Annotated in this window: 15 protein-coding genes and 1 riboswitch; of the genes, 9 read left to right on the top strand and 6 right to left on the bottom strand. The window is 71.7% G+C overall.

The genetic code is table 11. The features are described from left to right. Positions 1-7: 7 nt before the first annotated feature. Both KGD87_RS31755 and KGD87_RS31750 read right to left on the bottom strand, forming a co-directional pair. Positions 8-931 carry a GIY-YIG nuclease family protein gene (locus KGD87_RS31755; protein WP_284664694.1) on the bottom strand — a complete coding sequence of 308 codons (924 nt, stop codon included), beginning with the start codon at positions 929-931 and terminating at the stop codon, positions 8-10. 167 nt (positions 932-1,098) lie between these two features. After that, positions 1,099-1,695, bottom strand: a complete 597-nt coding sequence (locus KGD87_RS31750) for an RNA polymerase sigma factor (RefSeq protein ID WP_284664693.1) — start codon at positions 1,693-1,695, stop codon at positions 1,099-1,101. Between the two features lie 181 nt (positions 1,696-1,876). Next, a riboswitch (SAM-I-IV-variant riboswitch) is annotated at positions 1,877-1,999 on the top strand. A gap of 294 nt (positions 2,000-2,293) precedes the next feature. Between KGD87_RS31750 and thrA the strand changes: the two genes are divergently transcribed. The 5 genes from thrA to KGD87_RS31725 all read left to right on the top strand — a co-directional run bounded on the left by thrA (position 2,294) and on the right by KGD87_RS31725 (position 9,815). Next, a complete protein-coding gene (thrA, locus tag KGD87_RS31745; RefSeq protein WP_284664692.1) occupies positions 2,294-4,780 on the top strand; it encodes a bifunctional aspartate kinase/homoserine dehydrogenase I in 2,487 nt (828 codons plus the stop codon). Between the two features lie 14 nt (positions 4,781-4,794). After that, entirely contained in the window at positions 4,795-5,895 is a 1,101-nt protein-coding gene (locus KGD87_RS31740; protein WP_284664691.1) for an aminotransferase class I/II-fold pyridoxal phosphate-dependent enzyme, read from the top strand. Further along, positions 5,834-6,964 carry a trans-sulfuration enzyme family protein gene (locus KGD87_RS31735; RefSeq protein WP_284664690.1) on the top strand — a complete coding sequence of 377 codons (1,131 nt, stop codon included), beginning with the start codon at positions 5,834-5,836 and terminating at the stop codon, positions 6,962-6,964. The genes KGD87_RS31740 and KGD87_RS31735 overlap by 62 nt, the downstream gene beginning before the upstream one ends. Before the next feature lie 108 nt (positions 6,965-7,072). Beyond that, on the top strand, positions 7,073-8,008 hold the full coding sequence (locus tag KGD87_RS31730; protein WP_284664689.1) for an MBL fold metallo-hydrolase: 936 nt from the start codon (positions 7,073-7,075) through the stop codon (positions 8,006-8,008). A gap of 31 nt (positions 8,009-8,039) precedes the next feature. Continuing rightward, positions 8,040-9,815: a M14 family metallopeptidase gene (locus tag KGD87_RS31725; RefSeq protein ID WP_284664688.1), complete on the top strand. Its 1,776-nt coding sequence runs from the start codon at positions 8,040-8,042 to the stop codon at positions 9,813-9,815. A gap of 116 nt (positions 9,816-9,931) precedes the next feature. Here the strand turns inward: KGD87_RS31725 and cglD are convergent, their stop codons facing one another. After that, positions 9,932-13,321, bottom strand: a complete 3,390-nt coding sequence (gene cglD / locus KGD87_RS31720) for an adventurous gliding motility lipoprotein CglD (RefSeq protein WP_284664687.1) — start codon at positions 13,319-13,321, stop codon at positions 9,932-9,934. 217 nt (positions 13,322-13,538) lie between these two features. Here cglD and KGD87_RS31715 point away from each other — a divergent pair, with 217 nt between their 5' ends. Both KGD87_RS31715 and KGD87_RS31710 read left to right on the top strand, forming a co-directional pair. Then, complete coding sequence (locus KGD87_RS31715; protein WP_284664686.1) at positions 13,539-14,366, top strand: TIGR02266 family protein; 828 nt, start codon at positions 13,539-13,541, stop codon at positions 14,364-14,366. 2 nt (positions 14,367-14,368) lie between these two features. Beyond that, complete coding sequence (locus KGD87_RS31710; protein ID WP_284664685.1) at positions 14,369-15,295, top strand: serine/threonine-protein kinase; 927 nt, start codon at positions 14,369-14,371, stop codon at positions 15,293-15,295. A gap of 15 nt (positions 15,296-15,310) precedes the next feature. Here the strand turns inward: KGD87_RS31710 and KGD87_RS31705 are convergent, their stop codons facing one another. Then, entirely contained in the window at positions 15,311-19,117 is a 3,807-nt protein-coding gene (locus KGD87_RS31705; RefSeq protein ID WP_284664684.1) for an AAA family ATPase, read from the bottom strand. Then, a complete protein-coding gene (locus KGD87_RS31700; protein WP_284664683.1) occupies positions 19,114-20,358 on the bottom strand; it encodes an exonuclease SbcCD subunit D C-terminal domain-containing protein in 1,245 nt (414 codons plus the stop codon). The genes KGD87_RS31705 and KGD87_RS31700 overlap by 4 nt, the downstream gene beginning before the upstream one ends. 223 nt (positions 20,359-20,581) lie before the next feature. Here KGD87_RS31700 and KGD87_RS31695 point away from each other — a divergent pair, with 223 nt between their 5' ends. Together KGD87_RS31695 and KGD87_RS31690 are read left to right on the top strand one after the other, a co-directional pair. Continuing rightward, positions 20,582-20,833, top strand: coding sequence for a hypothetical protein (locus tag KGD87_RS31695; RefSeq protein WP_284664682.1), 252 nt, complete (start codon positions 20,582-20,584; stop codon positions 20,831-20,833). Continuing rightward, complete coding sequence (locus KGD87_RS31690) at positions 20,830-21,456, top strand: hypothetical protein (RefSeq protein WP_284664681.1); 627 nt, start codon at positions 20,830-20,832, stop codon at positions 21,454-21,456. The genes KGD87_RS31695 and KGD87_RS31690 overlap by 4 nt, the downstream gene beginning before the upstream one ends. Before the next feature lie 7 nt (positions 21,457-21,463). Here KGD87_RS31690 and KGD87_RS31685 read toward each other — a convergent pair whose 3' ends face one another. Beyond that, on the bottom strand, positions 21,464-24,184 hold the full coding sequence (locus KGD87_RS31685) for a PQQ-dependent sugar dehydrogenase (RefSeq protein WP_284664680.1): 2,721 nt from the start codon (positions 24,182-24,184) through the stop codon (positions 21,464-21,466). Positions 24,185-24,259: the final 75 nt, after the last annotated feature.

The raw sequence follows: 24,259 nt of genomic DNA, 5'->3' as shown, positions 1-24,259 counted from the left end.
GCCAGCCTCAGTCGCCTCGCACGTTGTAGCCCGCGTCGCCGTAGGGCTTGAGCCGGTCCAACCAGAGCGCCTCCAGCACCTTCAGCTCCTCCTGCGGCGCCACCACGGGCTCGTCGGAGGGCTTCAGCACGTCGAGCACCTCGAAGGTGAACTGCTCCGCCCCGTAGCGCCTCCAGTCCTCCAGCAGTGTGGGCAGGCGGTCCATGCCCGTGGACAGCTCGAAGCGGATGCGGTTGAGCATGCCCTGGACGTTGGCGCTCACGCCCACCAGCACCTTGCCGTTGGCGAGGCAGCGCACGGCGTACACGCCCATGGGCGGCGGTGCCTCCTTGTAGGAACGCTTCAGCTCGGAGCGGCGGGAGTCAGCGGACATGGGAGACCTCGTGTCTGGAGAAGTTGAAGCGTGGGAGGGCGAATGCCGGGTGAACCGCTGGGCGAGCCGGGCCTGCGCGGCCCCGTCCCTTGGCGCCATCCAGTCGCGGCCCGCGCGCGCCCAGTCCGCATCCGCGGGGTCGGCACCCAGCGCCTCGACGAGGCTGGCCTCGCAGACGAAGAACTGCTCGCGGAACGGAAACAGGAAGCCGCCCTGCATCCGCAGGGAGTCGGCGGCCTCCGGATAGGAAGAGAACCAGCGGTTGAGGTGGGCGCCGCCCACGAGGGCGAGCAGGTGCTCGAAGTCGACCTCGCGCACCTGCTTCAGCTCGACCCAGGTGGCGTACCCCTGCTCACGCGCGATGACGGCCAGCGCATGCTTGCGCTGAACCGCTGCCTTCCGCGCGAGCACCTCGCCCAGGGGCAGTCCCGCGAAGCCGGGCAGGACGCGGAGTCGCTCCGCTGCATGGGCCGCGCGCGACGCCTCCGTCGAGGCCAGCTCCTTGAGCAGGAGCGACGCGCGGACCTTGCATTCGTGGAGGGAGACGACGGTTCGCATGAAAAGTCCCTTGGCGTCGGCCCTCACCCGTTCGTGGGCCGTGGAAGGAACTCAGCTGGAACTGTCGAGCGGCGGAGCGAAGCGAGGGTGACGTCGTCTTTTCGGGCAGGCGCCCCTCGGCACCCGGGCGGGAGTTAACGAGGCGGACCGTCCCCGCGCAAGCGCTTTCAGATGTCCGTCGAGCCGGGCACCGAGGCCCCGCCTGCCCGGTGGGACGGCTTGCACGAGCAGTCCAGACACCCGTGCGCGGCGCAACTGCCGCAGCTTCGCTCCAACTGCTTCTTCAGCGCCTGGCGGGCCCGGTGGAGCCGCACACCCGCGTTGTTCGCTGTGATGCCCGCCTCGCGCGCCACGTCGGGAACACCGCGCTCCTCCAGGTCCACCTGCCGCAGGATGTCGGCGTACTCCGGCTTGAGCGTGGGCACCAGCTCACCTACGCACGCGCAGATGGCCTGCTTCAGCTCCGTGTCCACCGTGGCCTCCGCCGCCTCCTGGGCCTCGCGCTCCAGCGCGCGCCCCTCCGCCGCCTGGCGCCGGTAGTGGTCCACCAGCGCGTTGCGCAGCAGCCGGTAGAACCACGCCACCGCGCCCTCGCCCTCCTTCAGCGCGCCGCCCTTCTCCAGTGTCCTCACGAAGGCCGCCTGGAGGAGCTCCTCCGCGGTGGCGCGGCTGCCCACGCGCCGCTCCAGGAAGGCGAGGAACTGGCGGTGGTTGTCCACCAGCGCACGCGCCACCTCGTCACTCAGTGCTCCGGTCTCCGTCACGCCGCGCTCCTTTCCCACCCATCATCTGCACATTCCGGCCCCGTGTTTTCAACGCGTTGACGCCGGCCTCCGCCCCGGGCACCGGGCATTTCCACTAAATCCTGACGTGAGCGGAAGCTGCCGTGACGGAAGTGAAGCCACGCGAGGCATTGACAGACACCGGGGTCCACGCTTATTTCGTCCGCAGCATCAAGAGCGGCCTCCGCCTCGCGCGGTGGCCCGACAACCTGGAGACGGACCTCCAAGGTGTCCAAACGATGCGGTTCGAGGAGCAAGGGCTCCCCGAGCAATCCAAGCGTCCGAGGCCGGAGGGCTCCCTCCCGCTTCGGTGAGAGAGGACCTCCGTGGTTCCATCCACCTGCTCCGCCCCCGCACCGTTGACCACCGCGCGCCCCGTGTTCTGCCGCGTCGTCGCCACGCATCGAATGCGCTGGCCCGGCGGCACGCGCTAGTCCGCCAGGGCTCCGACTCCCTCCTCTGTCTTCCTTCCCTCCGTGGGCGCTCGCGCGCCGCGTCTGGCCGGCGTGTGTCCGGCACAGGGCGCCGCGGCGGCCCTTCCCTTTCGCATCAAGGCCACTGGCCCCTTCGAGGTTCCCCGATGAGCAGCACGTCCCTGCAGGTGATGAAGTTCGGTGGCACATCCGTGGGCTCGCCCACGCGGCTCCACCAGGTGGTGGAGCTGATTGGCAAGCACGCGCGGCAAGGCCCGCTGGCGGTGGTCGTCTCCGCGATGGGCGACACCACGGACTGGCTGCTGGACGCGGCCCGCCTCGCCACCGAGGGTGACCTGGAAGGCGCGCTCGCGGTGGCCACGCGCATCGCCGACCTGGCGAAGGCCAACGCCGCGGCGCTGGCGCCCGGACAGGCCGCCGCGCTGGCGGAGCGTGTCGACGGGCTCCTCGCGCCGCTGCGGCAGTTGCTCCAGGGCGTCTGCCTCACGCGAGAATGCTCCGCCCCCACGAGAGACCGGGTGCTGTCGTTCGGTGAGCAGGTGTCCGCCACGCTGCTGGCGGAGCTGCTCACGGCCCATCGCACGTCCGCCGCCTTCCGCGACGCGCGCCAGCTCCTGGTGACGGATGACCGCTTCGGCGCGGCGCGCGTGGACCTCGTCCGGACGCGGGAGCGCCTCCAGGCCGCGCGGGAGACGTGGGGCCACGAGGTGTCCGTCATCCCCGGCTTCATCGCCGCCACGCCGGATGGACGCACCACCACGCTGGGCCGCAACGGCTCCGACTACACCGCGGCGCTGGTGGCCCAGGGCCTGGGCGCGTCGGAAGTCACGGTGTGGACGGACGTGCTCGGCCTGCACACCGCCGACCCGGACCTGGTCACCGACGCCTATCCCGTGGCGCACCTCACCCACGGCGAGGGCCTGGAGCTGGCCGCGGTGGGCGCCCGCATGCTGCACCCGCGCACGATGATTCCGCTCATCGAGTCCGGAATCTCCCTGCGCATCCGCAACACCATGGAGCCGGAGCACCCGGGCACGCTCATCGACGCCATCGGCTCGCGCGACGGCCAGCGCCCCGCCTGCATCGCGACGCGCGAGGACCTGGCGCTGCTCGGCATCGAGGTGCGCAAGCTGTCCGACCAGTTCCAGCTGGGCGAGCGCGTGCTGGCCGCGCTGCGCGAAGCGCGCGTCACGGTGTGGATGACCGCGCAGTCCGCCAATGGCCAGTCGCTGGCCGTCGTCGTGCCCCGCCCCGACGCGGAGCACGCGCGGTCCGTGCTCGCCGCCGAGCTGGCGCAGGAGCTGTCACGCCGCGAAGTGGAACCGCTGGAGGCCCGCCAGCCGGTGACGCTGCTGACGCTGGTGGCGGAGACCATGGGCCACGGCGTCAACGTGGCCGGACGCTTCTTCAGCGCCCTGGGCGCGGTGGGCGTCAACGTGCGCGCCAGCGCCCAGGGTGCCAGCTCCCGCTCCCTCTCCTGCGTCGTCGACGCGGCGGACACCGCCATCGCCGCGCGCACCACCCACGCGGCCTTCAATCTGGCCCATCAGCAGGTCAGCCTCTTCGTCCTCGGCCGGGGCACGGTGGGCGGACAACTGCTGGCCCAACTGCGCGCACAGCAGGCGCTGCTCCGGGACAAGCACGGCATCGCGCTGCGCGTCGTGGGACTCGCGGACAGCAAGCGCGCGCTCTTCGACGCGGCGGGCCTCGCGCTCGACGGCGTGGAGACGCGGCTCGAAGGCGCGGCGCCCCAGGCGCGCACCCTGGTCCCCTTGCTGGACGCGCTCCGTCGCCTGCCTGTCCCCATCCTGGTCGACTGCACCGCCGCGGGCGGACTGGAGGCGCTCTACACGGAGGCCTTTCAGCGCGGCATCCACGTGGTGGCGGCCAACAAGAAGCCCCTGGCGCTGCCGTGGGAGGCCCGCGAAGCGTTGGTGGACACGGCGCGCCGCAACCACGTCGCGTACCACTACGAGACGACGGTGGCGTCCAGCCTGCCCGTCATCGACACGCTGGCGAACCTGGTGCGCACTGGTGACACCGTGCGCCTCATCACCGCGTCCCTGTCCGGCAGCCTGGGCTTCATCTGCAACGAGCTGACGGCCGGCGTGCCGCTGTCCCGAGCCGTCCGCACCGCCCGGGAGCGCGGCTTCACGGAGCCGGACCCTCGCGAGGACCTGAGCGGCACGGACGTCGCACGCAAGGCGCTCATCCTCGCCCGGGAGCTGGGCCTGCCGCTCTCCCTGTCGGACGTGGCGCTGGAACCCTTCGTCGCCACGGATGCGTGCGCCAGCGTGGAGTCGTTCTTCCAGGTGCTCGCCACGAAGGACGCGGCCTACGCGGAGCGCGTGGCCCGCTGCCGCCACGCCGGCACCGTGCTGCGCTACCTGGCGCGCATCGACCCGTCAAAGGCGGGCACGGGCAGCCCCGTCATCCGCGTGGGCCCCGTGGGCGTCGAAGCGGGCCACCCCGCGGCGGACCTCCGCGGCTCCGAGTCCTTCGTCTCCTTCACCACCACCCGCCACAGCGACTTCCCGCTCACCGTTCGAGGCGCGGGCGCGGGCGGCGCCGTCACCGCGTCCGGCGTGCTGGCGGACATCCTCCGCATCTCCCAGACACTGCGCGGACGCTGAAAAGGACTCCTGCCATGAAACTCGCCACTGCCCTCGTCCACGCCGGCGTGCGCCGCGACCCCACCACCGGCGCGGTCGCCGTCCCCATCTACCAATCCGCCACCTTCCAGCACCCCGCGCTCGGGCAGTCCACCGGCTACGACTACTCGCGCACGCGCAACCCCACCCGCTCCGCGCTGGAGGATGCGCTGGCGCAACTAGAGGGCGGCAGCCGGGGCCTGGCCTTCAGCTCCGGCATGGCGGCGCTGCACTGCGCCCTCCAGCTCTTCGGGCCTGAGGACCACGTCCTCCTCACCGAGGACCTCTACGGCGGCACCTACCGGCTGGTGGACCGCATCCTCCACGTCCCCTGCACCTTCGTGGACACCTCGCGGCCTGGCGCCGTGCGGGACGCGCTGCGCCCCAACACCCGCGCCATCGTCGTGGAGACGCCCACCAACCCGATGATGCGCACGGCCGACCTCTCCGAACTGGCGGCCATCGCCCACAAGGCCGGGGTGCTGCTCATCGTCGACAACACCTTCCTCACGCCGTGGCTCCAGCGTCCGCTGGAGTTGGGCGCGGACATCGTCGTGCACAGCGCGACGAAGTACCTGGCCGGGCACAACGACGTCGTCGCGGGCGCGCTGGTGGTCAAGGACGCGGCGCTGGGCGAGCGGCTCGCGTACCTCCAGAATGGCATCGGCGCGATTCTCGGTCCGCAGGACGCGTACCTGGTGATTCGCGGCTTGAAGACGCTGGCCCTGCGCATGGAGCGGCACCAGGCCAACGCGCGGGAGGTGGCCGCGTGGCTGCGTGCTCACCCCGGCGTGGAGCGCGTCTTCTATCCCGGCGTGGGCGGGATGCTGTCCTTCACCGTCGCCCACGCGGCCCTGGTGCCCCAGGTGCTCGCGTCCGTGCAGCTGTGTCTCTTCGCCGAGTCGCTCGGCGGCGTGGAGACGCTCATCACCTACCCCACCACGCAGACCCACGCTGACATCCCCGCCGAGCGCCGGGAGGCGCTGGGCATCTCCGACCGGCTGCTCCGGCTCTCCGTAGGAATCGAGGACTCCCATGACATCATCGCCGACCTGGCCCACGCGCTTCGCGACCCGGCTGCTGCACACGGGGCATGAGCAGGACCCCGCCACGGGCGCCGCCGCCGTTCCCATCTACCAGGTGTCCATGTTCGACCAGCCGGGCCTGGAGACGCCCGGCGAGTTCGACTACGCGCGCTCCGGCAACCCCACGCGCAAGGCCCTGGAGGGCGTGCTCGCTGCGCTGGATGAAGGCCACGCGGCGTTTGCCTTCGGCTCAGGCATGGCCGCCGTGTCCAACGTGCTGATGCTCTTCAGCGCGAGCGACCACGTCGTGGTGACGGACGACTGTTACGGCGGCACCTACCGGGTGCTCACCCGCGTCTTCAGCCGCTTCGGCCTGCAAGCCACCTTCGTGGACACCAGCGACCCGGACGCCGTTCGCGCCGCCCTCCGCCCCAACACACGAGCGCTGCTGGTGGAGAGCGTGAGCAATCCCTTCCTCAAGCGCACCGACATCCCCGCGATGGCACAGGTGGCCCAGGCGCATGGGGCGCTGCTCCTCGTGGACAACACGTTCCTGTCTCCGGCCCTCTCGCGCCCGCTGACCGAGGGCGCGGACATCGTCATCCACTCCGCCACCAAGTACCTGGGCGGCCACAGCGACGTCGTCGCCGGGGCCGTGGTGGTGAAGACGCCCGCGCTCGCACAGGAGCTCGGCTTCCTCCAGAACGCGGTGGGCGCGGTGCCAGGCCCCCAGGACTGCTTCCTCCTCCAGCGAGGCATCAAGACGCTGCACGTCCGCCTGGAGCGGCAGGTGCGCACGGCGGGGTCCCTGGCGAGGTGGCTCGCCGCGCGGCCCGAGGTGCGGCAGGTCTTCTACCCGGGCACGGGCGCGGTGGTGTCGTTCTTGCTGGCCCAGGACACACTGGCGGCGCCCTTCGTGGAGTCGCTCCAGCTCCCCCTGCTGGGCGTGTCGCTGGGCGCGGTGGAGAGCATCGTCACCGTCCCGGCGCGGCACTCCCACGCCGCCGTCCCCGCCGCCGAGCGGGAGCGCCGGGGCATCACCGACGGGCTCATCCGCTTCTCGGTGGGACTGGAGGACCTGGAGGACCTGCAAGAGGACCTCGAGCGGGCCTTCACGCAGGCAGGCCGCGTGGCGGCGTAGGCCACCCGCTGATTCCTGACGTGCTCCTTGCGCGCCGTGCCCGGTCCGAGCATGACAGGAGCACGCGCGCGGGGCCCTCCCAGCCCCGCCAGCCGAGGGAGTGCGCACATGGCCTTGCGGTTCAAGAACCTCGATGGCAGCGGGCCGCAGCCGTTCAGCAGCGTCTTCAAGTGGGCCGTGGCCGACAAGCTCGCCGGCCGCCGTCGCAAGTCCCCTGCCCGCGCCGAGGTCCCCCGCGTGGAGCCCGACCTCGCGCTGCTCGCCACGCCGCCCGCGCCGGGAGAGGGCGCCCGGTTGACGTGGCTGGGACATGCGAGCTGGCTCGTGCAGTTGGACGGACTGTCCCTGCTCATCGACCCGGTGCTGCGCGACGCCATCAGCGGCGTCATCCGCCGCAACGTCCCGCCAGGCGTCCCGGTGGAGAAGCTGCCGCCCATCACCGCCAGCCTCGTCTCCCACAACCACTACGACCACCTGGACCTGCCCACGCTGGAGCAGGTGGGCGCGCCCATCGTCACCGGCCTGGGCCATGCGCCGGTGTTCCGGGGCTCGGGCCTGGGCGTCACGGAGCTTGACTGGTGGCGCTCCACGCAGGTGGGCGCCGTCACGGTGCACTTCGTGCCCTCGCAGCACTGGAGCCGCCGCGGCCTCAACGACGTCAACGAGATGCTCTGGGGCGGCTTCGTCATCGAAGGCTCCAGCGCCCGCGTCTTCCACTCCGGCGACACCGCCTACTTCGAGGGCTTCAAGGAGATTGGCCAGCGCTACCCGGGCATCGACGCCGCGATGCTGCCCATTGGCGCGTATGACCCGGCCTGGTTCATGCGCCGCCAGCACATGAACCCCGAGGAAGCCGTGCAGGCCTTCGAGGATTTGGGCGCCGCACGCTTCCTGGCCATGCACTGGGGGACGTTCAAGCTCACCGACGAGCCGCTCGACGAGCCGCCCCGCCGCCTGGACGCGGAGTGGACCCGGCGGGGCCTGGCGCGTGAGCGCGTCGAAGTGCTTCCGGTAGGTGGAACTCTCACCGTGCGCCACGGTTGAAACCCACCAGGGGCTATGTTGTGGGAAGGGCATGCTCCTGCCCACCCTCCTCGCCCTGACGCTGCATCAGGCACCGTCGTCCCTCACCACCGTCTCCGAACAGAGCGGCTGGAAGCGCACGGGCCGCTACCCGGAAGTGGAGGCCCTCTGCCGCGCCTTCCCCAAGGCGTTCCCCGGCAAGGTCCGCTGCGACACGCTCGGCACCACGCCGGAGGGCCGGCCGCTGCTCGCGCTCGTCGCCAGCGCGGATGGCACCCTCACGCCCGCCGCCGCGGCGCGCAAGCAGCGCCCCGTCGTCTTCTTCCAGGGCGGCATCCACTCCGGCGAGATTGACGGCAAGGACGCCGGCTTCTGGCTGCTGCGCGACTTGCTCGCCGGGAAGGAGCAGCCCGGCGTCCTCAAGCGCGTCACCGCCGTCTTCGTCCCCGTCTTCAACGTGGACGGCCACGAGCGCTTCGGCCCCAACCACCGGCCCAACCAGAATGGCCCCGAGGAGATGGGCTGGCGCGCCACCGCGCAGAACCTCAACCTCAACCGCGACTACGCCAAGGCGGAGGCCCCGGAGATGGTGGCCCTGCTGAAGTACCTCCACGCGTGGGACCCGCTCGTCTACGCCGACCTGCACGCCACCAACGGCGCCAAGTTCGAGCATGACGTGTCCGTGGGCCTCGAACCGCAGAAGTCCGGGCCGGCCCCGCTGCGCGCGCTGGGCGTGAAGCTGCGCGAGGCGCTCTTCACCGAGTTGGAGTCCCAGCAGCACCTGCCCGTGCCCTTCTACCCGTCCTTCATCGAGGACGATGACCCCCGCTCCGGCTTCGCCTACGGCGTTCCGCCGCCGCGCTTCAGCCACGCCTACTGGGCCGCGCACCGCCGCTTCGGCGTGCTGGTGGAGACGCACTCGTGGAAGCCCTATGCGGAGCGCGTGAAGGCCACGCGGAATGTCGTGGCGAGCCTGCTGCGCCTGGTGGCCCGCGACGGCGCGACCCTGCGCGCGGCGGTGAAGGCGGCGGACGCGGAGGACGCGGCCGGCAAGACGCGCGAGGTGGTGCTCGCGTGGAAGAACACCGAGCAGCAGCGGACCATCGACTTTCGGGGCTATGCCTATGAGCGAGGCGCCTCCGACGTGTCCGGACAGACGTGGATTCGCTACGACGACACGAAGCCCCAAATCTGGAAGGTGCCCTACTTCGAGGAGCTTCAGCCCGCCCTCACCGCCTCGCTGCCCGCGGGCGGCTACCTGGTGCCGCCCGCGCACGCCGCGTGGGTGGAGGCGAAGCTGGCCGCACACGGCCTGCGCTCGAAGCGCCTCTCCAGGCCCGTGGCCAGCGCGGCGGTGGAGTGCTTCCGCGCCTCCGAGACGAAGTGGAGCACCCAGTCCGTGGAGAACCGGCAGACGCTCAACGTGAAGGGGGCGTGGGAGCCTCGGACGCAGGCCCTGCCCGCGGGCACGCTGTACGTGCCGGTGGCGCAAGAGGGCGTGGAGCTGGTGGCGCACCTGCTGGAGCCCACGGGGCCGGACTCGCTGCTGTCCTGGGGCTTCTTCAACGCCCACTTCGAGCAGAAGGAGTACGTGGAGGACTACGTGCTGGAGCCCTTCGCGCGGGAGTTGCTCGCGAAGGACGCCGCGGTGAAGGCGGAGTGGGAAGCGAAGCTGAAGGACCCGGCCTTCGCCAAGGACGCACGCGCCCGCCTTCGCTTCTTCTATGAGCGCCACCCGGCCCGCGACGTCCAGCTCCGCGTCTACCCGGTGCTGCGCATCCAGGCCGCGCCCCAGGGGCTGGCGGTGGCGCAGCCCGCGAAGCCGTAGGCGGCCTGGCCGTGAAATGAAGACGCCCCGGAGCCAGCAGGCCCCGGGGCGTTTTTCTTTCAGCCCTGCAGACTCCGGCCTCCTGCTTCAACGAAGGCCGGGGCGCTCGCGCATCATCAGCCGATGATGCCTTCGCAGGCGCAGTAGCTCTGGTTGCAGGTCGCGTTCGGGCCGCAGCCGCCGCAGTCCGACTTGCAGGCACAGGCGCACGTGTTGGGGTCCGCCTGGTACCGGTCACCGCAGTTCAGCGCCCCGGTGTCACACACGCAGCCGCACACGTTCGAGTCGAACATGAAGCCCGGCGCGCAGGTGGCCGACTGGGCGCACGTGCACGAGCAGGTGTCCGTGTTGCACGTCTCGTAGGTGCCGCACGTGCCGCCGCAGTCCGGCGCGCAGGTGAAGGCGCACACCGCGGGGTCCGTGTTGCACACCTGGCCCGGGTCACCGCCGCCGCCGCAGTCCGACGGGCACTCGCACTGGTCCGTGGTGCGGTTGCACGTCAGCTTGCCTTCGCAGAAGTCCGGGTCGTTCGGGTCGTGGTACGGGTCCGCCGCGCACGGGGCGGGGATGCCGTTCGGGTTGGACGTGCGGTCCGTCCAGTAGCGGTAGGACAGCGCCGCCTGGGTGGTGCCCGGCGTCTGCGGGCGGCACCCGCCGAAGAAGGACACCGCGCGGCTGATGCCGTCCACGTCGAAGCCGTGGGTGCGGCTGCGCGGCAGGTCTCCCGGCGTGGGGCACTGCGACGTGTTCGCCACCCCTTCCATGGCCACCTTCAGCGAGGCGCCAATGGGCGGCTTCTGCGTCCGGTAGCCCACCGAGGCGATGACGCTGTCGATGATGGCGTTGATGGTGGTGGTGATGGCGTTCGAGTCCCGGATGCTGCCGTACACGCCGCCGGTGGCCTGGATGATGTCCAGGTGCCGCGGGTTCCGAGGGTCTTCCTGGTTCTGGCACCAGGTGCTGGTGTCGCCGGTGGCGTTCTCGTGCGGGCAGAGGATGCCGTGCACGTCGATGGGCTGGTTCAGCGGGTTGCGGTTCGTCCCCGGGTCATTGCCCGTGCCCAGGAAGTATTGGGCGTACGTGTCGACGGTGCCGGAGGACTGGTCCCGCGTGTCCGTCAGGATGACGACCACGACCTTGGCGCCCGCGCGGAAGCGCGTCTCCGACGAGCCACCGGACGAGGCCAGCAGGTTGATGACGGCGCGCGCGGCCTCCAGCGGACGCTCGGTGCCGTTACCGCTCTGCCCCACCCAGCACTGCGTGTTGGACGAGCAGGTGGTGGGCTGGGTCCCACTGGGGATGGTGACGGTGGTGCACTGGCCGCTGCTGCAGGTGCTGTTCTGCGTCAGCCACGCCCGGAACTGGTTGATGTTCTGCGTGAAGCCACGCAGCACCCCCGAATTCGAACCGCTGTCATAGGTATAGGTGGTGCTCACCATCGCCAGTCGATAATCCAGCGTCGCGTTGGCCAGCTTGGCCGCCACGGCCGAGGCCGCGTTCGCCAGCGACTGCTGCGACGAGGCCATGGAGCCGCTGTCATCCACCACGAAGAGGAAGTCCACCACCGCCTGCCGCACGGTGAACTTCTCGCACTGCACCGCGTCCGCGTCGCCGAACTGCGCCAGCGCCGAGCCGCCCGCCGTGTCCGCCGTCGTGAAGAGGCTGCCCGCCTCGTTGTAGCGGGACGTCGGGGTGATGGCCATCACCACCACCACGCTGTCGTCGGAGCGGTGCACGTACTGCGCCTGCATGGTGAACGGCCCCGTGATTCCAGCCGTGCCCGTCAGCTCCCCCGTGCTCCCCGGCACCAGTGAGCGGGTCAGGGTGTTGGTGAACGCCTTCAGGTCCGCGCCACCCGACATGGCGTAACGCGCCGACAGCGCGGCGTAGCCGTCCCAGGTGTTGAAGGTCTGCTGGAAGTCGCGCGTGGCGGAGTTGAACGACCCGGAGCGGATGCCCGCCTCGTCGTTCGTGGGGTTGGACGACGAGCCCACGCGGCCGCGCTTGTACGCAATCAGCGTCACCTGCCTGGTGGCGTCCCAGCCGATGATGCCCACCGCGTTGTTGCCATCGCGGAGGGTGCGCAGGTTGGCGTCCGTGAAGGTGGAGGGCAGCGCCAGCCGCAGGTCCGCGCCGTTCTCCTCCTTGAAGGTGACGGTGCGCAGGTTGGACGTGCGGCAGGCCTGACCCGCGGGCGTGTTGGCCGCGCCGTCGGCGGGGTCGTTCGGGTTCAGCTCGCCCTCGTCCACGCGGCCGTTCTGGTTGGCGTCCTCCGCGCCGTCCTGGATGCCGTCACCGTCGCTGTCGGGGTTCGTCGGGGACGTGGTGGTGGTCGGGTCCGCGTCGCCCACGTAGCCGCAGTCCTGACGCGGCGCCTGCGCCGTCGTCACCCCCAGCTCCAGGCCGTCCAGCAGGCCGTCACCGTCCGTGTCCGGGTTGGTCGGGTCCGTTTCGCCCGGGTCCACGCGGCCGTTGCCGTTGGTGTCCTCGCCGCGGAAGCCATTGCGGCCCGGGCCGTCCTGCAGACCGTCGCAGTCGGTGTCCGTCAGGCGGGGGTCCGTCTCACCGGAGTCCACGCGCCCGTTGCGGTTCTTGTCCTCGACGCCGTCGGGCAGGCCGTCGCCATCCGTGTCCGCGTTGTTCGGGTCCGTGCCCGTCGCAATCTCCACCGAGTCCGGGATGCCGTCGAAGTCGGCGTCCGGAATCGACGCGGCGCAGTCCGCCACGCGCGGGTCCGTCTCGCTGCCGTCCACGATGCCGTTGCGGTTGACGTCCTCGTCACCGTCGCTGCAGGTGTCACCGTCCGAATCCGGGTTGAGCGGGTTGGTGCCGGTGCGCGACTCCAGGCCGTCATCCAGGCCGTCGCCGTCCGTGTCGCGCTTGCGCGGGTCCGTCTCTCCGGGGCTCACCACGCCGTTGCGGTTGGCGTCCTCTTCGCCGTCCGCCAGGCTGTCACCATCCGAGTCGATGGCGTTCGGGTCCGTCTCACCCGGGTCCCTGCGGCCGTTGCGGTTGAGGTCCTCCAGGCCGTCCGGGATGCCGTCGCCGTCCGTGTCCGCCAGCACCGGCGAGGTGCGCGTGGCCGTGTCCTGGTCACCGGGGAAGTTGCAGTTGGAGTCGGGGCTCGTCGTGCGGCCCACCTCCACGCCGTCGCGGATGCCGTCGCCGTCCGTGTCGCGCAGGCCGGGGTTCGTCTTCTGGCCACCCGGGTAGACGGTGGCGAACTCCTCCGCGTCCGTCAGGCCGTCGCAGTCGGAGTCCTTCGTCGCGTTGTCCGGGTCATCGATGTCCGTGGGCACCTCGCCCGGGTCGGGGTCCGGATCCGGAATCACGCCCGCGTCTTCTTCAAGCGGGCCACCATCCGTACCGCCGTCCCCGTTGCCGCCGGGGCCCGCATCGGTGTTCGGTTGTGGATTGGGGTCAGGGTCGTTCCCACCGCCGCAGCCAGTCAGCAACGACGCTGCCAGCAACGCGCAGGTGAAGAACTTCATCAGGGGAGTGCGCATCGTCTTTGACTCCAATGGCTCCGACTCCAGGTGGGGGGTGAGTCGAAGCAGACTTCCATTGTAGAGAACTACGGCGGAGTTTCCGAGTACCTGTTCCCCCTGGGGCAACTCTGAGTCGGGGTCTGGATGCTCCCAGTCCAGTGACGTGGCTGGATTGCGCTCAGGCTGTCGGCAAACAGGGTTCGCGGGTGGGAAGGGCTCGGCTATCGTCGCGCCCGTGCCCGTCTTCGGTCTTGCGGCATTGTGGAATGGCTCGGCTCCCCCGGAGCGCGTGGCGGCCTGGGTGGAAGGGATTGGCGAGGTGCTCACCTCCGCGCAGTCACTCCAGCTGGTGGTGGCCCTGCGCCCGGAGGAAGCGGGTATTGAATTGAAGGTGGAGGCTCCAGGCTATCCACGCTCCGCCGTGGAGCGGCTCGCGGAGGACGCGAAGCGCAGCGGCGGCACGTTCGTGGAGCTGTGGCGTCTGCCCAAGGCGGAGCGAGATGCCTTTCGCGCGGCGACCTTCGAGGGCGGCACCACCTACCGGGGAGATGAACGCTCCGCCGCGGCGCGGGTGCTTCAACAGCACCTGACCACGCTGCCCGTCAGCAACGCGCGTCCCTCGGGGCCCTCGGTGGGTGGCGCCGCGGCCGCCGTGCCACAGGCGAGCCCGAAGCCCGTGGCGGCGCCTGCTCCCTCTCCCAGCAGCCAGCCTCACCAGGTGCTCGTCGTCCCGCCGTCTGGGCCTCAGCGTCGCGGTCGCCGCTTCGCGGTGAAGCTGGAAATGGAGTTCCGAACCGAGTTGGACTTCGTGCGTGAGCACGCCCTCAACATCTCCAACGGCGGCCTCTTCGTGCGCACCGCGCACCGGCCCCTGCCCGACAGCGTCGTCACCGTGGACGTGAAGCTGCCCAACGGCGAGCGCCTGCAGGGTGACGCGGTGGTGGTCCACGTGGTGGACGACCCGTACACGGGCGGCGTGGGCCTGGCGTTCCTCAACGACGACGCCACCTTCTCCCAGACGCTGGACGACTACCTGGCGAGCCTCGCGGGTGGCGTGGGCTGAACATGATGGAGAACGTGCGGGAAATCTGGCCTCGTGACCATGGCCGCTTCCAGCTGATGTCCCGGCTGGGACGCGGCGGCATGGCGGAGGTGTTTCTCGCGCGGATGCAGCAGGGCCCGCATGCCGGAGCGCAGGTGGCCCTCAAGCGCGTGCGTCCCGAGCGCGTGCGGGACGCGGAGGCCCACGAGCAGCTCCTGCATGAAGCCGAGCTCGCCCGCTGCCTGCGCCACCCGTACATCGTCGGCTTCGTGGAGTACGGCGAGCTGCCGGACGGGGGCTACCTGGCGCTGGAGCTGGTGGAGGGCCCGGACCTGGGCCGCGTGCTGGCGCGGTGCCGCCGCCGCCGCATCGAGCTGCCCATCGACATCTGCGTGCTCATCGTCCGGCAGGTGCTGGAGGCGCTGTCACACGCGCACCATGCCGTCAGCACCACGGGCCGCCCCCTGGGCGTGGTGCACTGCGACGTGTCCCCGCACAACGTGCTGCTGTCCCGCACGGGCGAGGTGAAGCTGGCGGACTTCGGCGTGGCGCGCTCCCGCGCGGGCGCGGTGCAGGACATCCGGCGGCTGGGCAAGCAGCACTACCGCTCCCCGGAGCTGCTCGCGGGCGACGTGTCCGTGGCGGTGGACCTGTGGGCGACGGCGGTGCTGCTCTACGAGCTGCTGGCGCTGGAGTCGCCCTTCCCTTCCGGCCCGGAGGAGCAGGTGGAGTCCTCCATCCGCGGGGGCCGGGTGACGCCCGTGCGCATGCGGGTGCCCGGCGTCCCCGACGCGCTGGCGCTGGTGCTGGACCGCGCGCTGGCGCCCGTCCCCGCGCAGCGCTTCAGCTCCGCGGAGCAGTTCGCCCGGGCCCTGGCGCCGCTGAGTGATGACCGCGTGGCCACGCCCCTGGCCGTGGCCGCGGTGGTGCGCGGGCTGATGGAGACCTGAGCCCGCCAGCGCCCGCTACGCCACCTCCTGCTGTCCCACGGAAGGAGGCACCATGCCCGGGTCGCCCTCCACCACCAGCCGGCTGCGCCCACCGCCCTGCTTCACCACGCGCACCTGCACGCCGATGCGCTCCGCCATGCCGCTGACGTGCGAGATGATGCCCACCTGCCGGCCCGTGGCCTGGAGCGCGTCCAGCGTGGCCAGGGCCACCTCCAGCGTCTCCGGGTCCAGCGTGCCGAAGCCCTCGTCGATGAAGAGCGTCTCCACCTGCGTCGTCTCCGACGACAGGGACGCCAGCCCCAGCGCGAGCGCCAGCGACACCAGGAAGCTCTCACCGCCGGACAGGCTGGCCACGCTGCGGACCTCGTCACCCATGTCCCCGTCCACGATTTGGAGGTCCAGGTCGTGGCCGGGCACGCGCATCAGCCGGTAGCGCCGCGCGAGCTCCCGCAGGTGCGCGTTGGCGTGCAGCAGCAAGGCGTCCAGCGTGAGGCTCTGCGCGAAGACCTTGAAGCGCTTGCCGTCGTGCGAGCCGATGAGGTCGCCCAGCACCTTCCACACCTCCGCCGCGCGGCGGTCCTCCTCCAGGGCCGCGGCCTCGGCGCCGTGCCGTGCCCGCGCCGTGTCGTCGGCCTCCAGGCGCGCGTGCAGCGTGGCCTCGGCATGACGACGGGCCTCGGCCTCCGCGCGCAGCCGCTCACATTCGGCGCCCGCGTCCTGCTCGGAGAGCGCCGGAGGACCGGAGTCCTCGTGCCGCGCGCGACGCTCGCTCCGCTCCGCCAGCACGGCGGCGGCCTGGGCGAGCGCCTCGCGCAGGGCCGACAGCGCGCGGGCCTCCGCCTCGCGCCAGGCCGCGTCGAAGGCCAGCAGCGCCCGCACGGCCTCCAGCGTCGTCCCTCGCGTGGCGAGCAGCGCTGTCAGCGCGGCGCCTTCCGACTCGCGCAAGGCCAGCGCCTCCGTCCTGACGCGCACGGCATCCTCGGCACGGGCGGTGGCGACCCGCGCCGCCTGATGCGCTGCTTCGGCGCGCTCACGGGCCTGCTCGAAGGCCGACTCCGTGGCCTCCAGCCGTGACTGCAGCTCGGCGCGGACCTCCGCCGTGGGACGGCCGTGCAGCAGCGCGGCGCGTGCGCGGGTCAGCTCGCCGCGCTCCTGCTCCTTGCGCACGGCGAAGGCTTGATGCTCCTCGGCGTGGCGGGTGCTCACCTCCACCAGGCCCTGCGCCCGGGCGCGATGACGCTGCTCCTCGGCCTCGCGCTCCTCCGCCTTCAGGCGGGCCTCCTCCTTCCCCTTCCACATCACCACCCGCTCTCCACACTTGCGGCGGAAGGTGGCCGGGTCCTCCTCCAGCTTCCGCTCCCAGCCCGCGTCCGCGGTGAAGACGGGTGACACCTCCTTGAGCACCTGCCGCAGCGTCTGCTCGGCGGCCTCGAGCCGGGCATGGACGTCCTTGAGCACCGACTCCGCGCGCGACAGGGCCTCCTCCGCCCGGCGCAGCGACTCCGCCGCCACCTCGCGCCGGGTGCGCTGCGTCTCCAGCGCCGCGCGGGCCTCGCGCGCCGTGCGGGCCAGTGACTCGGCGGCCTGCTCGTCGGCCTTCAGCGCCGCCAGCCGCTCCGTGAGCTCGGCGCGCGCCGCGTCGAGCCACGCCCCCGCCTCGGGCGAGCCCCCCAGGGTTGGCGGCGACGACGTGCCGGGTTCCGCGCCCTCGTCCCGAAGGGACTCCCGCCACGAGGCACACCCCTCCCGCCAGGCTTCACCATGCGCCTCCGCGCGAGCCTCCGCGGACTGCCTGCGCGCCTCCGCCTGTCCAGCGCGCGCCTCCGCCGCCGCGCGCCGCGCGCTCGCCGCCACCTCCGCCTGGGTGGCCGAGGTCCGCTCCGCCTCCAGCGTCTCCACACGCGAAGCCGCTTCCGCGACCAGCCCATCCAGTGCGGACTCCTCGCGCGCGTAGGGATGCTCCTCCGCGCCACACAGCGGGCAGGCCTCACCGTCCCGCAGCAATGCGCGGTGAGACGCATAGCCCTGCGTCGCCTGCGCCAGCGACAGCGAGCGCTGGGCCTCCTTGAGCGCGGCCTCCCCCTGCGTCCGCCGAGTCTCCGCCGCGCGCGCCGCCGCCGCCGCCGCCTCGACCTCCGCCTTCGCCGCCCCCACCTCCGTGCCCGCCTCGCGAGCCTCGGACTCGTCCGCGACGAGCCCCTCGTGAGCGGCCTTCAGGCCCCGCACGGCCTCCTGCCGCGCCAACAGGCGCTCGCGCTGCGCTCGCCGCCGCGCGCCCGTCTCCGTCCCCACGGCCGCCTCGGCATGGGTCGCCGCGGCCAGGGCCATCTCCTCCGCGCGGACCGCGGCCTCCCGCTCACCCCGCCGAAGCCCCACCGTCTCGCGCAGTCCCTCCACCTCACCGAGCAGCCGTCCGGACTCCTCACGGGCCCTGCGCTGCTCGCCCTGCGCGACCTCGTAACGCTCCAGCTCGCGCTGCCAGCGCGGCCACTCGCTCGTGAGCGCGACCCAGTGCGCCTTCTCCGTCAGCCAGTGCCTCGCGGCCTCGCCCGCCGCCTGGGCCGTGGCCTCGCGCGCGAGCACGGCGTCCAGCTCCGCCTTCGCCTCCACCAGCGCCGCCTGGGACGTCTCCGCTCGCGACCGCGCCTCGCGCGCCTCATGGGAGACACCTTCCAGCCGCGCATCCAGGCGCGCCGCCTCCTCCAGCGCGGGGCGCGCCGCCACCTCCCGCTCCTGCGCCGTGGCGCGCGCGGTCTCCGCCTCCAGTTGACCCACCCGCCGCGCCGAGGCCTCCGCCAGCGCCGCCTCCACCTCGGACGCCCGCGCCACCTGCGCCGCCTCCGCCTCCGCCCACCGGCGCTCCGCGGCCTCCACCGCCGCCACGGGCCCTCGGAAGGCCTCCGCCTGGCGGACCTCCTCCAGCCGGGCCGCGCGCGGCGCCGCCTCCTCCAAGGCCGCCCTGGCCGCCTGCGCCTTCACCTCCGCCGCGTGCTCCGCCTCTCGCAGCCCCGCCCGCGCGACATGCCACGCCGCCGCGGCTTGCGCGGCCTCGAGCAGCGCCTCCACCGACTGACGCGCCCGGGACTCCTCACCGAGCGCCGCCGCCGCCGCCGCGCGCTCCACCTCCGGCATCAGGGCAATCGCCGCCAGGCCCTGCGCCCGCTTCGCCAGCGACTCCTGCTCCGCCTTGTTCTTCTCATGCGCGGCCATGGACAACCGGCTGTACACCTCCGTGCCCGTCATCCGCTCCAGCAGCTCCGCGCGCTCGCTGGCATCCGCCTTGAGGAAGGCCGCGAACTCGCCCTGCGCGAGCAGCGCCGAGCGGCGGAACTGGTCGAACGACAACCCCAGCCGCTCCTGGATGGCGGCCAGCACCTCGCCCTTGGTGCGGCCCGTGAGCTGCCCGGTGGCCACGTCCATCAACTGCATCTCCTGGGGCCGGAAGCGCCCCTCGGCGCGGTTGCGCGCGCGCCACACGGACCAGCGCGCCCGGTAGCGCCGCCCGTCCTTGCCCAGGAAGTCCACCTCCGCGTAGCCCTCGCCCGCGCCCCGGCGCAGCATGCCGCGCACGTCATAGGCGGACAGCCGCGCGTCCTCGTCCTCGTCCGCGCGCCCCACCGGCGCGCCGCCGCGCCCCCCCAGCCGGGGCGTGCGGTCGAACAGCGCCAGGCACAAGGCATCCAGCAACGTGCTCTTGCCCGCGCCCGTGGCGCCGGTAATCGCGAACAGGCCCAGCCGGTCCAACGGCGGCTGGTCCAGCTCCAGCGCGAAGTCACCGGCGAAGCTCGTCAGGTTGGAGCCGCGAATCGCGAGCACCTTCACGGCGACTCCTCCTGCACGTCGGTCAGCAACGTATGGAAGGCCTCCAGCAGCACCGGCGCGGGGGGCTCCTCGAAGTCGCGGGCGTAGCGCGCGCGGAAGACGTCCTCGGGCGTGCGCTCCTTCAGGGAGAGGCCCGGCTGCACCTCCGCCAGCGCGCCTCCTGTCCCGGTATAGGCGGGCGTCAGCTTCACCAGCCGCGCCGCCTTCCCCTCCAGCACCTTCTCCACCTTCTGCCGCAACGCGGGCTCCGGCCGGGGCAACGACACGCACACCTCCAGGTAGGGCCGCCGCCACTCCAGCGCGTCCGCGTCGTGCGCCGGCAAGCCCTCCAGTTGCGTCAGCACCGCGTCCAAGGGCGCCGCGTCCCGCGAAGGCACGCGCACCATGTCCGTGGTCCGGGGCACTGGAAGGGCTTGCACCTGGCCCAGCGCGTCGCCTTCCAGCTCCACCAGCAGCACCTGATGCCGGTAGCCCGCCTCCGACAGCGACAGGGGCAACGGCGAGCCGCTGTAGCGCACCCCTTCGCGCCCACCCACCCGCTGGGCCTTGTGCAGATGCCCCAGCGCCGCGTAGGCCACGTCCTCCGGGAACAGGTCCCCGGGCAGCGCGTGCTGGTTGCCACCCAGAATCTTCCGCTCGCTCAACGCGGACAGCTCCGTGCCCGTCATGTAGCAGTGCCCCATGGCCACCAGCGCCTGCCCCGCCTGACGCCTGCGCCGCGCCGCGGCCAGCGCCTCCGCGTACACCGCGCGCACGCCCTCCACCAGCCGGTCTCCCATGTCCCCGGGCACGGGCGGCAGGTCCGCGGGCCGCAGGTACGGCACCGCCGCAACCCACGCACCCACCCGCCCCTTCGCGTCGTGCAGCGGCACCAGCAGCCGCTCCTGGGCCATGGCGCCTCGGGTTCGCGGCAGTCCGCCCACCACGTGCACGCCCAGCGCCGCGAACAGCGGGTCCGGCGCGTCCAGCCGCGCCGCCGAGTCGTGGTTGCCGCCAATCACCACCACGTCCAGCCGAGGCATCCGCCGCCGCGCCTTCGCGACGAACTGGTACCAGGCCGCCTGCGCCTCCGCGCTGGGGTTCGCCGTGTCGAAGATGTCCCCTGCCACCAGCAGCGCATCCACCTCCCGCGCCTCCAGGGTCTCCAGCAGCCAGTCCAGAAAGGCGGCGTGCTCCGCGTCCCGCGAGACGTCGTACAACGTGTGTCCCAGGTGCCAGTCCGACGTATGCAGCAGGCGCATCAGGCGTTCACCTTCCCTCTTTCCCGTGGCGCGCTGGCCGGCGGGCAGCCTCCAACAGAGGGGCTGCTCGCTCCAAGCGGCGGGCGCCTGCTCCCTTACTCCCTCCGTCTGACATGCGCGCAAGTTCCTGTAACTCCAGGCCGTTTGGGAGAGGACGCCCCGCCACGTCCCGTCCAGAGGCCCTCACGCGCGGAGGGGGTTGGCCGATACGCCTGGAGCGGGGATGCTCGCGGGAATGACCGGGCTACAAACAGGCATCTTCGCCAGCCTCATCGGGGTCGGCCTGGGGGCGGCGAGCATCGTCGGCGACGTCCGCTGGCAGCGGCAGCTCCTCGTCTGGCAGGATTTCGCGGCCTCGCGCGGCTGGTACTTCATGGCGACGCCCGGGTTCATGTACTCCGCGGGGACGCTGGAGCTGAAGGGCAGCCACGCCGGGCGGCCGAAGCGCGAAGGCCAGGAAGACGCCACCCCATGAGCCTCGGGTCCTGGTTCTCGTTCCTCCTGTATCTCCTCGTCGCGGCGGCGGTGGTGAGGGGTGGCATCGCCTTCTGGAAGACGCTCCAGCGCCGCGACCAGTCCTGGAGACAGTTCGCGGCCCATCGCGACTGGGGCTACACCCACTCCCTGGGGAGCTGGGAGATTGGAGGGCTCCACCTGGGACGGCAATTCCGCATCCGCTCGGAGTACCGCCGGAGCGGGGACAAGACGCGCCTCTGCACGGTGGTGACGCTGGAGCTCGGCCAGGTGCTGCCCCCGGACCTCCTCATCCGCCCCGAAGGCCTCGGCGACAAGCTCCTCAAGGCGGTTGGCAGGCGGGACGAGGAGGTCGGCGACGCGGAGGTGGACGCCATGCTCAACTTGAAGAACCTCTCCGACGAAGCCCGCGACATCCTGCGAGCCCCGCGCGTGCGACAACAATTCCAGAGGCTGCGCCGCCAGTTCCTGAGCTTCACCATCGAGGACGAGCAGCTCAAGGCAGAGCGGCTCGGCATGCCCGACAGCGAGGAAGCGCTGGAGGCCCTGGTGTCTCCAGCGCTTCTGCTGAGTGAGGCCCTGCACGAGGCATCCGAGCAGGGCCGGGCGCGCAAGCGCGGCTGAGCCGCGCTCAGGAGCGGCGCGACCGCCGCCGCTGGAGCGCGAGCCACGCGAGCGAACCCCAGGCCAACGGCGCCAGCGGCATCGCGTTGCAGTCACAGCCACCCGGCTCGTTGGGAGGCGGCGGCTGGGTGCCGCCGTCCGTGCCCGCGTCCGTCCCGGCATCGGTTCCGGCGTCCGTCCCCGCATCCGACGGCTGTGACTCACAGGGGACCTCCCCCACGCACACCGTGGCCTCGGCGGAGCCCTGCTGCCCCGTCGAGTCCACCACGACGAAGCGGACGCGGTGCCAGCCCGGCGTCAGGTCCGTGGTGTCCCAGCGATTGTGCTCGCCGCCGAAGTGGAAGTGGTTCTCGGACTGCACGTCGGTGTAGCGCAGCACGTCGTCCACGTAGAACTCCGCGTGTGTGCAGCCCACGTCATCCACGCAGTCTCCATAGAACTCCGCCGTGGCGCCGGACACGCGCTCACCGTCCTCGGGGCGTGTGAGGATGGCGGTGGGAGGCGAGTCCGGGCTCACGGTGATGGTGAAGGTCTGCGTCGCGTCCGGGGCCACGCCATTGCTCACGCGCACGGTGACATCCACCGTGCCCGTCTCGGTGGGCTCCCAGGTGATGACGCCCGTAGCGGCATCAATGCTCATGCCCGCCACCGTGCCCACCAGGGCATACGTGGGCGTGGGCCGTGCCGTCGCCCGCACCTCGTACCGGTACGGATTGCCCACCACGGCGGTGGTCACCGGCTCGGAGTGGATGACGGGCGCCAGCGGATCCGTGTCCTGCTCGCGGGCCTCCACCTCGCGCGCGTCCAGCCCGGGCGCGGCCACGGTGATGAGGGCCATGCCGTCCAGGTTGTCCGCGTCCGGCGCGGCGGCCAGGGTGACGTCCTTGGGAATGTTCCAGTCGACGGGACTGAAGGTCAGCGTCGCCCCGGACTGGACGGTGAGGTCCTCGTCCCCGCGGGTGCGCGTCACGTTCACCGTGACGTTGCGCGGCGGTTGCTGCGACAGCGACACGCCGAAGGTCGCCGTCCCGCCCTCGACAATCGTCACCTGCGACGCGGTCAACACCAGGCGCGGCGAGTTGTTGTCGATGGTGGTGGCCACCACCGCCACCTCCGGCAGCCCGTCCGCCATGACCATGAAGGTGGCGACATCCGGCGTCGCGTCCTCGTCCACCGCCGCGGTGAGCGTCACCACCTGGGGCACGCTCCAGTTGGCCGCGGTGAAGGTGAGCGCCGCGCCGCTGACGATGCTCAGGTCCTCGGAGCCGCCCAGCGCGCGGGACACCTGCACGGAGACCTCGGAGGCCGGCGCTTCGGCCAGGCGCACGGTGAAGGCGGCGCGTCCGCCCTCCTCGACGCGCGGCTGGAGCCCGGAGACCACCAGCTTCTGTCCCGGCGCCGCGGGCGTGATGCGCCGCAGGGTGCCGCCCGTCACGCCAATGGCATAGAGCGCGCCGTCGGGGCCCACCGACAGGTCCACCTGCGAGGAGAAGCCGGTGGCCCACGCATCCACCGTGGCCACCGAGTTGTCCGCTTCCAGCGTGACGCGCGTGAGCTGGCCGGAGTTGTAGTCACCGAAGAAGAAGTTGTCCCGGTACGCCGCGTCGAACAGGGTCGCGTCGTAGAAGGTGCCGCCGGTGATGGAGCCACCGAGCTGCTGCGTCGTGGCCGTGCCTCCACCGCTCGCGGCGTCCGGCAGCGACGGCTGCGCCACGGTGAAGGTCGTGGAACCGGTGACGCTGGCCACGTACATCAGGCCATTGAAGCTCGCGTCCCCCACGCCGCTGAGCGTGAGCCGCTCACCCTTGCGGAAGCCATGGTTTCCGGTGGTCGTGAAGGTGGCCACCCCGCCGCTGCGCACGGCGCCGCCCGCGGTGAGGCCGCGGGTATCGGTGCCGTTGGTGCGGTACTTGACGGCGGGGGTGATGAAGTCGTTGCCGCTGGGCTGGTCGTTCTCGTAGTCGTCGTAGCCGGCGTGGTCGCGCCGGTTGACGACGAAGACCTGCTCGTAGCCGGTGCCCACGCTGTTCACCCACAACCGGCCCGTGGTGGGCTGGAAGGTGAAGGTGAAGGGATTGCGCAAGCCGCGCGCCCAGATGTACTCGTTGTTGGGCCCCACGCCGTCGTTGAAGGGGTTGTCGTTGGCGGGCGTGCCATCCAGGTTCGCGCGGCTCACCTTGGCCGCCATCGACGTCAGGTCCGCGTCCACGCCCGTGCGGTTGCCCAGGTCACCAATGGCCCAGTACAGCTTCCCGTCCGGCCCGAAGCCAATGGCGCCGCCGTCATGGTTCTCGCCCCGCGTGGGCAGCCGGCTGACGACGACGGTGCGCGCCGTGCCCGTCCCATTCGCATCCGTGTAGCGGACAATCTGCTGCTCCGACGCGGAGATGGTGACGAAGAAGTAGACGTAGCGGTTGACCACGTAGTTCGGGTCGAACGCGATGCCGATGAGGCCACACTCGCTGTTGGTGTGGACGGAGGGCTCCGCCGCGAACACCCGCGTCACCAGCGTGCTGCTTGCTGGCAGTGTTTCGGGCTGGCCGTCCTTCAGCGACACCACCCGGATTTCGCCCGTCTTGCGGATGATGAACAGGCGGCCCGAGCCATCCGGCGCCCATGCCATCCCCGTGGCCTGCGTGAGGGTGTTGGAGGTGAAGGGCGTCTCCACGAAGCCGGCGGGCACCGCGCCCCAGGCGGGCGAAGACAGCCCCAACAATCCAAGCAACATCAAAATAGAGCGCATATCCGTTGAGGATAGCGCACTCGCGAGGCAGTCCTGCCCAGTGTTTCCAGCCCCCATGGC

Origin of the sequence: Myxococcus sp. SDU36, from assembly GCF_030168875.1 — a bacterium.
Taxonomy (GTDB): Bacteria; Myxococcota; Myxococcia; order Myxococcales; family Myxococcaceae; genus Myxococcus; species Myxococcus vastator.
Note: the sequence above shows the minus strand (reverse complement) of the source record. Positions and strands in the feature narration are given on the sequence as shown.

Bases quoted from the DNA above. Each gene is read 5' to 3' on its own strand.
- KGD87_RS31755 (WP_284664694.1), bottom strand. From the start codon at position 931: ATGCGAACCGTCGTCTCCCTCCACGAATGCAAGGTCCGCGCGTCGCTC.
- thrA (WP_284664692.1), top strand. From the start codon at position 2,294: ATGAGCAGCACGTCCCTGCAGGTGATGAAGTTCGGTGGCACATCCGTG.
- KGD87_RS31740 (WP_284664691.1), top strand. From the start codon at position 4,795: ATGAAACTCGCCACTGCCCTCGTCCACGCCGGCGTGCGCCGCGACCCC.
- KGD87_RS31735 (WP_284664690.1), top strand. From the start codon at position 5,834: ATGACATCATCGCCGACCTGGCCCACGCGCTTCGCGACCCGGCTGCTG.
- KGD87_RS31730 (WP_284664689.1), top strand. From the start codon at position 7,073: ATGGCCTTGCGGTTCAAGAACCTCGATGGCAGCGGGCCGCAGCCGTTC.
- KGD87_RS31725 (WP_284664688.1), top strand. From the start codon at position 8,040: ATGCTCCTGCCCACCCTCCTCGCCCTGACGCTGCATCAGGCACCGTCG.
- cglD (WP_284664687.1), bottom strand. From the start codon at position 13,321: ATGCGCACTCCCCTGATGAAGTTCTTCACCTGCGCGTTGCTGGCAGCG.
- KGD87_RS31710 (WP_284664685.1), top strand. From the start codon at position 14,369: ATGATGGAGAACGTGCGGGAAATCTGGCCTCGTGACCATGGCCGCTTC.
- KGD87_RS31700 (WP_284664683.1), bottom strand. From the start codon at position 20,358: ATGCGCCTGCTGCATACGTCGGACTGGCACCTGGGACACACGTTGTAC.
- KGD87_RS31695 (WP_284664682.1), top strand. From the start codon at position 20,582: ATGCTCGCGGGAATGACCGGGCTACAAACAGGCATCTTCGCCAGCCTC.
- KGD87_RS31690 (WP_284664681.1), top strand. From the start codon at position 20,830: ATGAGCCTCGGGTCCTGGTTCTCGTTCCTCCTGTATCTCCTCGTCGCG.
- KGD87_RS31685 (WP_284664680.1), bottom strand. From the start codon at position 24,184: ATGTTGCTTGGATTGTTGGGGCTGTCTTCGCCCGCCTGGGGCGCGGTG.